This is a genomic window from Streptomyces sp. NBC_01546 (assembly GCF_045208355.1).
In the GTDB taxonomy this organism is placed as follows: Bacteria; Actinomycetota; Actinomycetes; order Streptomycetales; family Streptomycetaceae; genus Streptomyces.
On record NZ_CP109379.1, the window covers coordinates 1,024,330 to 1,037,245 of the forward strand.

The 12,916-nt window shown below is 71.7% G+C and carries 8 protein-coding genes; 3 read left to right on the forward strand and 5 right to left on the reverse strand.

Features of this window, described 5'->3' with window-relative positions:
• Nucleotides 1-5 precede the first annotated feature (5 nt).
• A complete protein-coding gene (locus OHA89_RS05120) occupies nucleotides 6-1,817 on the reverse strand; it encodes an IucA/IucC family protein (RefSeq protein WP_406365412.1) in 1,812 nt (603 codons plus the stop codon).
• Nucleotides 1,818-2,072: 255 nt separating this feature from the next.
• On the opposite strand from OHA89_RS05120, the gene OHA89_RS05125 reads away from it, so the two are divergent.
• A complete protein-coding gene (locus tag OHA89_RS05125) occupies nucleotides 2,073-3,557 on the forward strand; it encodes an MFS transporter (protein ID WP_406368395.1) in 1,485 nt (494 codons plus the stop codon).
• On the opposite strand, the gene OHA89_RS05130 is transcribed toward OHA89_RS05125, so the two are convergent.
• The 4 genes from OHA89_RS05130 to OHA89_RS05145 form a co-directional block, all read right to left on the reverse strand.
• The gene (locus OHA89_RS05130; protein ID WP_266613167.1) at nucleotides 3,545-5,683 is read right to left on the reverse strand and encodes an iron ABC transporter permease; all 2,139 of its coding nucleotides are present in this window, start codon (nucleotides 5,681-5,683) and stop codon (nucleotides 3,545-3,547) included. The genes OHA89_RS05125 and OHA89_RS05130 overlap by 13 nt on opposite strands.
• Entirely contained in the window at nucleotides 5,683-6,693 is a 1,011-nt protein-coding gene (locus OHA89_RS05135; RefSeq protein ID WP_266613169.1) for an ABC transporter substrate-binding protein, read from the reverse strand. The genes OHA89_RS05130 and OHA89_RS05135 overlap by 1 nt, the downstream gene beginning before the upstream one ends.
• Nucleotides 6,694-6,727: 34 nt before the next feature.
• On the reverse strand, nucleotides 6,728-7,549 hold the full coding sequence (locus OHA89_RS05140; protein ID WP_266613171.1) for an ABC transporter ATP-binding protein: 822 nt from the start codon (nucleotides 7,547-7,549) through the stop codon (nucleotides 6,728-6,730).
• Between the two features lie 197 nt (nucleotides 7,550-7,746).
• Nucleotides 7,747-8,772 carry a phytase gene (locus OHA89_RS05145; RefSeq protein WP_266613173.1) on the reverse strand — a complete coding sequence of 342 codons (1,026 nt, stop codon included), beginning with the start codon at nucleotides 8,770-8,772 and terminating at the stop codon, nucleotides 7,747-7,749.
• A gap of 227 nt (nucleotides 8,773-8,999) precedes the next feature.
• Here OHA89_RS05145 and OHA89_RS05150 point away from each other — a divergent pair, with 227 nt between their 5' ends.
• Both OHA89_RS05150 and OHA89_RS05155 read left to right on the forward strand, forming a co-directional pair.
• Nucleotides 9,000-10,256, forward strand: a complete 1,257-nt coding sequence (locus tag OHA89_RS05150; RefSeq protein ID WP_406365414.1) for a Gfo/Idh/MocA family protein — start codon at nucleotides 9,000-9,002, stop codon at nucleotides 10,254-10,256.
• Nucleotides 10,257-10,502: 246 nt separating this feature from the next.
• Nucleotides 10,503-12,908, forward strand: coding sequence for a polysaccharide lyase 8 family protein (locus OHA89_RS05155; protein ID WP_266613175.1), 2,406 nt, complete (start codon nucleotides 10,503-10,505; stop codon nucleotides 12,906-12,908).
• Nucleotides 12,909-12,916: the final 8 nt, after the last annotated feature.

A 12,916-nucleotide genomic window follows, 5' to 3' on the forward strand; every position in this document is an offset into this window, starting at 1 on the left:
CCTCCTCAGGCTTCTGCCAGCGGGTTGGGGTGAGTGCCGTTCGGATACAGCGCGTGGCGCAGGGCGCGGTCGCCGTACCGGGTGACGACTATCCGGTCGCGGTTCAGGCCGTACCGGGGGATCTGGGGGGTGAGCAGGTCGTACTCGGCGAACCGTTCGGACAGTTCGGGGAAGCGCTGCTGGAAGTCGAGGATGGTCCGGCGGACCATGCGCCAGAACGTCTTCTCCGGTACGCCGAGCTGTTCGGCGCACAGCGGGGCCAGGTAGCGGAAGTGGCCGACGAAGACCTGGTCGACCACGTGCTGACGGATGATCGAGGGGTGCTTGCGGGGCAGGACGTGGTCGTGGCCGTCCGGCTCCGGGCCGCGCTCGGGCACGTCGGTGAAGGACACGCACACGTCGTCGACGAAGTCCTTCAGGTACAGGCGGGTCGGTACGTCGTTCTCGTCGTAGCCGATCAGGGTGTTCTGTCCGTGCGGGTTGAAGGTGACCCCGTAGCGGTAGAGCACGTGCATCAACGGGACGAGCAGGGTGTCGAAGAGCCGCCGCAGCCATTCCTGCGGGTCGAGGCCGGAAGCGCGAACGAGTTCGGCCACGAACGCGTCGCCGGTGTGGTCGACGTGGAGCAGCGAGGCGAAGGTGCGGACCCGCTCGCCGGGGTCCTTGCGGGCGGTGACGGAGTCCCGCCAGATGCAGCCCAGGGCCTCGAGGTGCTGGTAGGGCGCGTCCTCCAGCTTGGAGAGGTAGGGGTGGCGCACGGTGACGGAGGCGACCTCGCCGAGGAACACCGTCCGGCACTCCTCGGTCAGGAACGCGTCGCGCTCCACCAGTCCGCGCAGCCACTGGGTGACGACGGGCGCGCCCATCGTGCAGTGCGGCGGGATGCCGCGCCAGACGAGGGTGTTGAGGATCTTCAGCGGCAGTTTGACGTCGTGGCGGTCGGGGACCGTGACGTTGGCCATCGTGCGGATGGACTGCCCGGGCAGGTACGCGTCCGGGCTGTCGCCCAGCGGGATGATGCGGCGCTGCGCCACGTCGGCCGCGTGCAGGATCTGGACGGCGTGGTCCCACTGCCAGGGGTGCACGGGCATCCACACGTAGCCCTGCGGGTCGACTCCGGCCGCTTCCAGTACCTGCGTGAAGCGGTTCCGGGTCGACTCGTCCAGCTCCCGGGCCAGGATGTCCTGTTCGGACAGTTCCGAGGTGCCGCGGAATTCGGCGAGGCCGCGGTGCACGGCCACCCACTGGAGCCGGAGCGACTGGGCCGACTCGGGGGCGTAGTTGCGCACGTCGGTGGCCGAGAAGCCGATGCGGCCCTTGTTGGCGACGAGCAGGTTGTGACCCGTCATCCGGCACTCGAGCTCCGTGTGGCCGAGGGTGCGGAGCTCGGCCACCGTCTCGCCGCCGTGCGTGATGCGTGCCGCGTCGACGGCGAGCGTGGCGGACAGCTCGGTGAAGTAGGTGGCGATCGTCGACGCGTCGCTGCCGAGGGTCGAGGCCGCTTCGAGGAGGAACTGCTGGGCGTCCCAGGCGGGTTCGGCCACCGCGTTGCCGAGCATGCTGGTGGCGGTGCGGGTGATCGACCGCGGGTCGACCCGCAGCCATCCGAAGGCGCCGGGCTCCGCGTTGAAAGCGTAGGTCGTACCGCTGTCGAGATCGACGCGGTAGTTGCCTTCTCCGGTTTCCGCCGCCTTGAGCATGTCCTCGAAACACCACTCGCCCAACGCCTTGGCGAGAAGCCGGCGGTTGGCCTCCCGCCAGGCCGCGGGGGCCACTTCGGGGAGGGTGGGGACGGGATGTTCGGGGGGGATGGACATCAAACGGCTCCGTGGTCGCTGGATCGGCTCACCTGGGCAAACCGGCCCAGGCAGTGGTCAGATTAGGTAAGGCTCACCTAACCGACAAGGTCGGCTTCCAGCCATAGGGTCGACATGACACACCATCAACAATCGCCTTAGGTTAGGCTAACCAAACCATCATTCTTCCCGGATTCCCGTTCGAGGTGATCAGTGGTGCCTTCCTGCCGTCGCACTCCCCGATGGACCTTTGCCCTGGTCAGTGCGGGTGGCGTGGTGATGACCCTGGACGTGACCGTGGTCAATGTCGCCCTCTCGGACATCGCCCGAGACTTGGATGCCGGGCTCGGCCGGGTGCAGTGGACCGTGTCCGCGTACTCGCTGGCCTTCGGCGCGCTGCTGCTCACCGCGGGGGCGCTCTCCGACCGCATCGGGAGGCGAGCGGTGTTCACCGCCGGGATGGCGCTGTTCACCCTCGCCTCCGCCGGATGCGGACTGGCCCCCGACGCCGGCACCCTCATCGCCGCCCGGGCGGCCCAGGGCATCGGCGGCGCCATGGTGTTCGCGCCCACGCTCGCCCTGCTGGCCGCCGCGTACGAGGGCGCCCGCCGCCAGGCGGCGATAGCGGCCTTCGCGGCCATCGCCTCCGCCGCGGGAGCACTGGGGCCGGTGGTCGGCGGCCTGTTCGTCCAGGGGCTCGGCTGGCGGTGGATCTTCCTCGTCAACGTGCCGATCGGTGTCCTGGTCGTGGCCGGTGCGCTGGCCCGCATGCCGGAATCCGCCGCCCCGGCCGAAACGCACCGGCGCATCGATCTCCTGGGCGCGGCACTCGGCGTGGGCACCCTTCTGGCCCTGCACTATCCGCTGGTCACCGGCCCGGAGGCCGGCTGGACGGCGCCGGAGGTACTCGGCTCCGCGGTCCTGGGCGTCCTGCTCGGCGTGGCCCTGGTGGCCGGCCAGCGGCGGGGCGGCGGCCTGATCGACATGGCGCTCCTGCGGGTGCGCGCCTTCTCCGGCGCCGCCGTCCTGGGGTTCCTCGCCCGGATGTCGAGCCTGGGCGTCCTCGCCTTCACCACGCTCTGGCTGCAGAGCGCTCACGCGTTCTCGGCGCTCGAAGTCGGCCTGTACCTGCTGCCGCTGACGGGCAGTCTGCTCGTGGTGGGCCTGTTCGTCTCGCGGCTGCAGAGGGTCTTCACTCCTGACGTCCTGGTCGCCGCCGGTTTCGCCCTCCAGGGGCTGGGCCTCCTCGCACTCGCCGCCGCCGCGGGGGTGCACGCCGGGCAGGCCGCCACCGTCGGCGGACTCGTGCTCCTCGGCGCGGGGGGCGCCGTGATCTTCCCGCCGTTGATGGGTGTGGCGGTGAGCGCGGTGCCCGCCGAGCGGGCCGGGATGGCCTCCGGGCTGACCAACGCCTGCTTCCCGCTCGGCACCGCGGCCGGTGTGGCCGTGTTCGGGGCGCTGTTCTCCGGCCGGGTGGAGGCCGGGCTGGAGGCGAGTCTGCACGCGGGGCCGAATCCCGGGCCGGACGGCCTCGTACCGGCCCGGACGGCTGTGGAGACCGGGCGGTTCGAGCTCCTCGAACCCGCCCTGCGGCCCCTGGCCCGGTCGGCCTTCTCTGATGGCTTCACCGCCGTCTGCCTGGCCTCGGCCCTCGTCTGCCTGCTGGGCGTGTTCGCCGCCCGCACGCTCAGGGCCGAGGCGCGGACCGTCGGCGGCGGCGCCGCGAAGCGCCGCCGGTCCTCGGTCGCTCAGACCTCCTGAGTCCGGCGCAGCAGCCACACCAGGTACGGGGCCCCGACCAGGGCCGTGACGATGCCCACCGGAATCTCGGTCGGGGCGAGCAGCCAGCGGCCCAGGGCGTCCGAGGAGACCACCAGGACCGCGCCCAGCACCGCGGCCATGGGCACCATCCGCGCCGTGCTGTTGCCGACGATGCGCCGGGCCAGGTGCGGGGCGACCAGTCCGACGAAGCCGACCGCGCCCACCGCCGCGGCCGTACCGGACGCCAGCACGGCGCCCGCGCCCAGTACGAGCAGCCGGGCCCGGCCCAGGTCCAGGCCCAGGGCGCGCGGCAGTTCGTCGCCCAGGGCCATCAGGTTCACCGGCCTCGCCGCGATCACCAGCACCATCGCGATGAGCGCCGGCAGGGTGAGCCAGCCGAGCGCGGTGAAGTCGCGGGCGTACGTACTTCCGGCGAGCCAGCTCAGCGCCGCCGAGATGTTCATCTGCGCGCCGACCACCATGATGTTGACCAGGGCCATGGACGTGGCGGCGGCGCCGAGGCCGACCAGCACCACCCGGGTCGGATCCAGGCCCGCGCGGCCGCTCTCCTTGCTCCCCCGGGCCACGAAGACCACGAGGGCGAGCATCAGCACGCCCCCGATGCCCGCGGCGGCCGGGAGGGCGGCGAGCGGCGCCGCGGGCACGACGAGGATGACCAGGACGGCGCCGAGGGACGCACCGCCGGTCACCCCGACCAGCCCCGGTTCCGCGAGGGGGTTGCGGACGACCGCCTGCACGGCGGCGCCCGCCACGGCCAGGCAGGCACCGGCCAGGGCGGCCACCAGGATCCGCGGCAGCCGGTACGACACCACCGCCTCGGTGATCTGCTCGGCGGAGCCGAAGAGCGCCGCGCCGAGCTGGCTCCAGCCGATGTGCACGTCGCCGACCCGCAGGGACAGCACCATGGCGACGGCCAGTGCGAGGAGCCCGCCCCCGATCGCCAGCGCGTACGCGGGAGTCCGGCGGCCGTCCGAGACCGTGACCGCCGCGCCCGTGTCGGCGTCGCCCGTGCTCACCCGGCGGGCGAGCAGCATGAAGACCGGGCCGCCGATCAGCGCGGTCACCACGCCGACCGGGATCTCCGAGGTGTAGACGGCGGACGGCGGCACGGCCAGCTGGGCGGCGGCGTCCGCCGCCAGCAGCACCGTGGCGGCCAGCACCGCCGACATCGGGATGAGCAGCGCGTGCTTGCGGATCCCCAACTGCCGCACCATGACGGGTGCGATGAGACCGACGAAGCCGATCGGGCCGGCCAGCGACACCGCCGAGGCGGACAGCAGGACGGCGATCAGGAAGGCGGCGGGACGGATCCGCTCCACGCGGACACCCATCGCCTCGGCCGTCTCGTCGCCCAGTGCCAGCAGATCCAGCGGGCGCGCCAGCAGCGGCGCGGCCAGCGCGCCCAGGGCGACGACCCCGCCGAGCGTCAGGGGGCGTTCCAGCCCGGACTGCATCAGGGTGCCGTTGCCCCAGAAGAACAGCCCGCGGGTGGCCTGGAGGTCGAGCATCTGCAGGAACTCGGCGGCCGCCGTGCCGGCGAGGGCGACGGTCGCCCCGGCGAGCAGGACCCGGCCGGGTGTGAGTACGCCCCTGCTGCTGAGCAGGTAGACCAGGGCGATGGCGAGGATGCCGCCGACGAAGGCCGCGCCCCCGGCGGGCAGCGGGCCCAGGCTCACGCCGGTGAACGCCACCAGCACCACGGCGAAGTAGGCACCGGCGTTGACACCCAGGGTGTCGGGAGCGGCCAGCGGGTTGCGGGTCGCGCCCTGTACGAGGACTCCGGAGACGCCGAGCGCGACGCCGACGACCAGACCGGTCAGCGTGCGCGGCAGTCGGCTGCCGACCAGGATGTCGCGGGTGTGCGGGTCGCCGTGGCCGGCGAGCAGCGCCGCGAAGTCGCCGATGTCCACGCCGGAGGCCCCGAGGCCGAGGTGGACCACGGTGACCAGGCACAGGACGAGGGAGAGGGCGCCGCCCACGAGCAGGGCTCGCGGGCGGCGGCCGGACAGCCGGCCGGGGCCGGACAGTCGGCCGGATAAACGGCCGGACAGGCGGGCGGGCAGACGGGCGGACAGGCGGGCGGGCAGACGGGCGGAGAGCGTCATCAGACCTTCAGGGCCTTGCCGGTCTCGTCGAGGATGTGCAGCGCCGAGAGCGGGCCGCCGAAGAGCCAGGTGCCGGGGTCGAGCGGGATGACGCGGTCGTTCTTCACGAACTCCAGCCCCTTCCACACCGCGTTGGAGGCGAGGTCGCCGGTGAACGGGTTGTCCTTCACGCTGGCGACGTAGAGGAAGGTCGCGTCCTGCTCGGTCTTGGTCAGGCCCTCGACGCCGACCGTGGTCATGCCCCAGGCGTCGGGTTCGCCCTTCCAGCCGTTCTTCAGCCCCGCGAGGTTCAGCACCTGGGGGGCGATGGCGTCATCGGTGAGCATCCGGATCGACGCGGTGCCGTTGGCGGTGAAGCCCTGTGCGACGGCGTACTTCAGCCCGCCCTTGCCCGCCTTGTCCAGCCGCCCCTTGAGGTCGGCGGCCTTGGTCTCGATCTGCCGGTTGACCTCGGCCGCCTTGTCCTGCTTGCCCACCGCCTTCGCGAGCTCGGTGAAGTTCTTCTTCATCGTCTCGAGTTGGGGCTTGGTGGTGTACTTGAACGACACGACCGGGGCGATGCCCTGGAGTGCCTTGAGGTTGGCCTTCGACCGGTCGTCGTCGATCACGATGAGGTCCGGCTGCAGGGCCCGGATCTTCTCCAGGCTCGGCTCGTTGCGGCTGCCGACGTCCGTGGTGCCTTCCGCGAGGCCCGCACCCTTCGCCGTGATCCAGGTGCCGTAGCCCTTGTTGTCGGCGTTGCCCACCGGGGTGATGCCGAGGGCCACCAGTTCCTCGGTGTACGTCCACTCCAGCGTCACCACCTTCGCGGCGGGCTTGTCCAGGGTGACCTGGCCCTGCGCGGTGTCCACGGTGATCTTGCCGGTCGCGCCCTTGTCCGCGGCCGGCTTGTCGGCGGCGGGCTTGCCGCCCGCCGCGTCCCCGGCCGTTCCGGAACCGCAGCCGACGGCGGACAGCGCGAGTGCCGCGGCGGTTCCGGTCGTAGCGAGGGCGCGCAGAATCCTCTGCATGGCGAACTCTCCTTGTGTGCGGGGTGGTTCTGGTTCAGGAAGTGGCGGCGGACTCTGCGGCCGCGTCGGAGCGCCGGGGGAAGCAGGCGAGGTATCCGCTGTGCGGATCGCGGACGACGGTGACCTGCAGGCCGAACGCGTCGTGGATGACGTCCGGGGTCAGTACCTCGTCCGGTGCCCCGGAGGCCGCGACGGCGCCGTCGGCGACGACGACCACCTCGTCGGCGTACGCCGCCGCCTGCATCAGGTCGTGCAGCACCACGCCGCAGGCGATGCCGTGCTCGCCGGCCAGCCGGCGCACGACGTCGAGCACCTCGAACTGGTGGCGCATGTCGAGGTAGGTGGTGGGCTCGTCCAGCAGCAGGACACCCGCCCGCTGCGCCAGCACCATGGCCAGCCACGCCCGTTGGCGCTCGCCGCCGGACAGTTCGTCGAGCCGGCGGTCCACGAGCGGAGCCGCGTCGGTGACCTCGAGCGCCCACTCGATGGATTCGGTGTCCTCGCCGGTGTGCCGGGCGAGCGCGCCCCGATGGGCGTACCGGCCGTGGCGTACGAGCTCACGTACGGTCACCCCGGCCGGGGCGTGGGAGGTCTGGGGAAGGAACGCCAGACGCTGGGACAGCGCGCGACGGGCCAGCTGACGAAGCGGTACGCCGTCGATGCGCACCTCGCCGCCAATGGGCGGGAGGAGGCCGGCCACGGTCCGCAACAGGGTGGATTTGCCACAGCCGTTGGGACCGACCAATACGGTGATCGCGCCGGCCCGCAGCGACAGATCCACCTGTTTGAGCACCGGGCGACCCGCGTGCCCGACGTCGAGAGCGTCCGCCACCAGACGGACGTCACCTAAGGACACCACATGCCTCCCCATCACCGACCTGTCGGCGTCACCCTACAACTTAGGTAAGGCACACCTAAAGGAACGGCCAGGGTTCGCGCGGCTTGTGATCAGGTCGAGATCATTTGCACCACCGCGCGCCCCCTGTTCACGCTCACTCCCCCTTGCGGAGATCAGATCTGATCATCCGTCACATACCGGGGTGACGCCGGTGATCAGGCGAAGAGTCCGGTGATGCGCTGGAGCGGGACGAACTTGAAGTTCTGGTTCCCGCTGCTGCCCGGGGCTCCGTTGGAGCCGTCCTGGCAGATGAACACGCCCTGCGGGAAGGCCGGGCCGAGGTTGGCCGCCGTGGCGTCGATGCCGTCGGTGTCCTCGCAGTCGTCGGCCGCGGTGCCGTTCGCGACGGAGAAGCGGCCGAGGTAGGCGCGGGTGGTGCGGTCGTAGACGGTGAAGTCGTTGCTGCCCTGGGAGGAGACGTAGATCCGGTTGCCGGCGGCGGTGATGCCCTCGGCGTCGGCGGTGATGTGGCCGCCGGAGCCGGTCGAGTCGAGCTTGGTGCGCGCGGTGCCGGCGGTGGGTTCGGCCCCGTACACCCAGACGCCGACGTCCTCCTCGCCGAGGTACAGCTTGCCGGTGGTCTCGTCCGCGTAGCAGCCCTCGACGGCGGAGCCCGCGTCCCACAGGCGCACGGAGGTCGCGGTCACGGAGTCGCCGCTGACGGCCAGCTCCCACTGCTCGACGCGGCCCGAGGTGGAGTTGGGGAAGGCGTACAGCTTCCCGGAGGCCGGGGAGGTGTAGAGGCAGATGCCGTGGGCGGTGACCTCGGTGGGCACGTCCTTCAGCCACTTGAGCTGCCGGGTCACGGGGTCGATGCGGTAGATGTGCATCGCGCCGTTGCCGCCGGCGGCCTCGTCGTCCGCGGAGACGACGATGTTGCCGCGCAGGTCGACGTTGTTGCCGTAGTCGCCGCTGATCCGCTGGATCCGGGTGCCGGACAGATCGTAGACCTCCAGTGCGCCCTTCTTGTCCGTGGCGACGACCACGGATTTGGCGGGGTCCGTCGGGTGGACCCAGATCGCCGGATCGTCGGCGGCGTCCCCGCTGTGCGAGACCGGCGCGGTCTCCACGCTCGCGGTGACGGAGACGGAGGCCGCCTGCGCGGGCGCGGCCGGTATGGCCAGGGCGGCCAACGCGGCGGCGGGCAGGACGGCCGTACGGACAGAAACGGTGAAGGACACCGGGTTTCCCTTCCACTCTGCGTGCAGGACACAGGGAGGTTAGGGAGGCCCGGCAAGCGGGGCGTGAACGCCAGTTGAACCGGCGTCAGATCGCCGTGTCAGGTCACCGGCTGCTGTCGTGGGCCTGCGCGCATCACGGCGCAGTGGGCCGGGGGCGTCTTGTCCCGGTGATCGGGGATCGCTAGCCTCGCGCCCCAGACGTCGCCTAGGCAGGGAAAGCGGGACGCATGCCCTCCGGAGTCACTCTTGCCGTCGTCGGTGCCGGGGACCGCGGAACCGGTCACGCGGGCTGGGCCCTCGCCCATCCGGAGCGGGCCACGGTCGTCGCGGTGGCCGAGCCGCGCACGCTGCGCCGGGACCGGTTCGCGGCCGCTCACGGTCTGGATGCCGGGGCGGCGGTGGACGACTGGCGGGTGCTGGCCGCCCGTGGCCGCGTCGCGGACGCGGTGCTGATCTGCACGCTGGACCGTGAACACCTGGAGCCGGTGCTGGCGTTCGCCGCGCTCGGCTACCACATCATGCTCGAGAAGCCGATGGCGCTGACCGAGGAGGAGTGCCGGCGCATCGTGGCCGCGGTGGAGGAGGCCGGGGTGATCCTCTCCGTCGGCCACGTCCTGCGGTACACCCCCTACACGCAGGCGCTCAAACGCGTCCTCGACTCCGGCCGGATCGGAGACGTCGTCAGCGTCCAGCACCTGGAACCGGTCGGGTTCTGGCACCAGGCCCACTCCTTCGTGCGCGGCAACTGGCGCCGCGAGGACGAGGCCACCTCCATGCTGATGGCGAAGTCCTGCCACGACCTGGACTGGCTGCAGTACGTGCTCGGCCGGCCGCCCGTACGCGTCTCCAGCTTCGGCCGCCTCTCCCACTTCCGGCCCGAGGGCAGGCCCGCTGGCGCCGCCGACCGGTGTCTGGACTGCGCGGTGGAGAGCACCTGCCCGTACTCCGCCACGCGCGACTACGGCGACCGGCTCGCCGCGGGCCGTCACGGCTGGCCGCTGAGCGTGGTGATCGACGAGTTCACCCCGCACGCCCTGGAGACCGCGCTGCGTGAAGGCCCGTACGGGCGCTGCGTGTACGCCTGCGACAACGACGTGGTCGACCACCAGGTGGTCGCCATGGAGTTCGCCTCCGGGGCCACGGCCACCTTCACCATGACCGCCTTCACCGAGCACGCGGACCGCCAGACCCGGATCTTCGGCACGCGCGGGGAACTGCGGGGCGACGGCAGGCAGTTGCGGGTCTACGACTTCCTGTCCCGCACCGAGGAGGCCATCGGGCTCGGCTCCGAAGGGGCGATGGACGCCGCCGGTGGTCACGGAGGCGGCGACGCGGGCCTGATGGACGCTTTCGTCTCCGCCGTCGCCACCGGGGATCCCGGCCTGGTGAAATCCGGCCCGTACGAGTCCCTCATCAGTCACCTGACCGTGCTGGCCGCCGAACGCGCCCGGCGCAACAACACCGTCGTGGACATCCGAGTGTGAGCGTCTGGAGCGATCGATCCGAAGTGATCTGAATTGATCTGATCGTTTGAACGATCGATCTTTACGCACCTCTTGAACGTTATTTCGCGCACGTGCTACAAACCGGTCAGCGGGCGCCCCCTCCCACCCCGCTTCCACGCGTGTCACCGCCTCACCGCCGAGCGGTCGTCTCCTGCTGCGCGCACACGCGCGCACGGCGCGCCCCGCCGTCCGGCGAGCCGGCCGCGCCCCAGTTCTGGAGGCTCCATGTCCAGCCCATGGTCCCGCCGTTCCTTCCTCCACCTCTCCGGCAACGCCGCCCTGCTGGCCGGGATGTCCTCGGTCGGCGCCCTGGCCCCGACCGGCACCGCATCCGCCGCGGGCGACGAGTACGACACCCTGCGTCTCAGGTGGCGCGGGATGGTGCTGGGCAGCGGATTCGACCCGGCGGCCGAGCCGTTCGCGGGGAAGCTGGCACTGCTGGGCACGCAGGCCGCCGAACACCGCTCGACCATGGCGGCCGTCAGCGGGTCGCTCTGGCCGGACCTGCCCCTGACCATCTCCAGCTCGATCACCGGCAGTTACGCCCGGCTGGCCACCATGGCCCAGGCCTACGCCCAGCCCGGCACGGGTCTGACCGGCGGCGCCGCGCTCGCCGCCGAGATCAAGACCGGTCTCGACCACCTCTACCAGCAGGTCTACAACCCGGCGAAGAGCCAGTTCGGCAACTGGTGGGACTTCCAGATCGGTTCCCCGCAGATCCTGCTGGACATCAGCGTGATCCTCCACGACCAGCTCTCCGCCGCCCAGCTCGCCAACCACCTCGCTGCCGTCGACCGCTTCGTCCCGGACTCCTCGGTGGCCCAGTACACCGGCACCAGCACGGGCGCGAACCGGGTGGACCTGTGCCGCTCGCTGGCCCTGCGCGGCATCCTCGGCAAGAACGCCGCCAAGGTGGCGCTGGCCCGCGACGCCCTCTCCCCCGTGTTCCCCCTCGTCACCAGCGGGGACGGCTTCTACCCCGACGGCTCCTTCGTCCAGCACACCTACCTCTCCTACACCGGCTCCTACGGTGCGGTGCTGCTCGGCGGCCTGGCCGGTCTCTTCTCCTTGCTCAGCGGCTCGACCTGGGCGGTCACCGAGCCCAAGCGGCAGCTCGTCCTCGACTCGGTGGAGAAGTCCTACGCGCCGTTCCTGTACAACGGCCTGATGATGGACGCGGTGTCCGGGCGCGCCACCAGCCGGGGCAACCCGCGGATCACTTCCTACGGTTTTCAGGGCGGCGACCACGGCCGTGGCCACGGCGTCCTCGCCTCCATCGCCCTGCTGGGCGGTGCCGCGAGCAGCGCGGAGAACCAGCGCTGGCGCGGGCTGGTGAAGGGCTGGATGCAGCGGGACTACTACAGCCCCGTGCTCGCCGACACCGACCTGAGCGTCGCGGCGCTGGCCAGGCTCAAGGCCGTACAGGACGACAACGCTGTCACCGCCCTCGGCGAGCCCACGGGACACCGGCTCTTCCCCAGCATGGACCGGGCCGTCCACCGCCGGCCCGGCTGGGCCGCTTCGATCAGCATGGCCTCGAAGCGGATGGGCTTCTACGAGACGGGCAACGGGGAGAACCTCCGCGGCTGGCACGCCGGGGCCGGCATGCTCCAGTGGTGGGGGGACACGTACGCCAACGGCCAGTACACCGACGCCTTCTGGCCGACCGTGGACCCGTACCGGCTGCCGGGGATCACCGTCTCCCGCAAGGTGCTCGCCGATGCCGAGGGCGGTGCCTGGGGGCTGCCGAGGCCGGACGTCAACTGGGTCGGCGGCGCCACGGACGGGGAGTACGCCGCGATAGGCCAGTTCGTCCGCGGGCTGGCCGGCACGCTGTACGCCAAGAAGTCCTGGTTCTGTCTGGCCGACTCGGTCGTCTGTCTGGCGGGCGCCGTCCGGAGCGCCGACGGAACCACGGTCGAGACCGTGGTCGACAACCGCAACCTCGGGGCCACCGGCACCCAGGGCCTCACGGTGAACGGAGCCGCGCAGTCCACCGCCCTTGGCTGGTCGGCGTCCCTCACCGGTGCCGGCTGGGCACAGATCGCGGGGCACGGCGGGTACGTGTTCCCCGGCGGGGCCACGGTCAAGGCGCGGCGCGAGGCCCGGACCGGTTCCTGGCACGACATCAACACCGGCGGCACCACGGACCCGATCACCCGCCGGTACCTGACGCTCTGGTTCGACCACGGCGTCGACCCCGTGGATGCCGCCTGCTCCTACATCCTGATGCCGGGCGCCGGGACGGCCGCCACCGCCGCCCGGGCCGCCGACACCGGCTGGCTGACGGTCCTGGCCAACGACAACGACCAGCAGGGCGTCAGGGTCGCCTCGCTCGGCGTCACCGCCGTCAACTTCTGGTTCGCCGGGACCGTCGGCACGCTCAGCGCCGACAAGCCCGCCTGCGTGCTCGTACGGGAGCACGGCGACGGCACGGCCACCCTCTGCGTCAGCGACCCGATGCGGATGCAGACCGGCCTCACCGTGACATGGAACCGCCCGGTGGCGTCCGTGCTCTCCAAGCCGGCCACGGTCGCCTCGGCCACCACCGGCTCCGCGCTCACCCTCACCTTCACGGACCTCACGGGGCAGGCCGGAGCCACCCAGACGATCACCGTCCGGCTCGGCTGAACCGCGGA

Bases quoted from the DNA above. Each gene is read 5' to 3' on its own strand.
- OHA89_RS05130 (WP_266613167.1), bottom strand. From the start codon at position 5,683: ATGACGCTCTCCGCCCGTCTGCCCGCCCGCCTGTCCGCCCGTCTGCCC.
- OHA89_RS05120 (WP_406365412.1), bottom strand. From the start codon at position 1,817: ATGTCCATCCCCCCCGAACATCCCGTCCCCACCCTCCCCGAAGTGGCC.
- OHA89_RS05155 (WP_266613175.1), top strand. From the start codon at position 10,503: ATGTCCAGCCCATGGTCCCGCCGTTCCTTCCTCCACCTCTCCGGCAAC.
- OHA89_RS05135 (WP_266613169.1), bottom strand. From the start codon at position 6,693: ATGCAGAGGATTCTGCGCGCCCTCGCTACGACCGGAACCGCCGCGGCA.
- OHA89_RS05150 (WP_406365414.1), top strand. From the start codon at position 9,000: ATGCCCTCCGGAGTCACTCTTGCCGTCGTCGGTGCCGGGGACCGCGGA.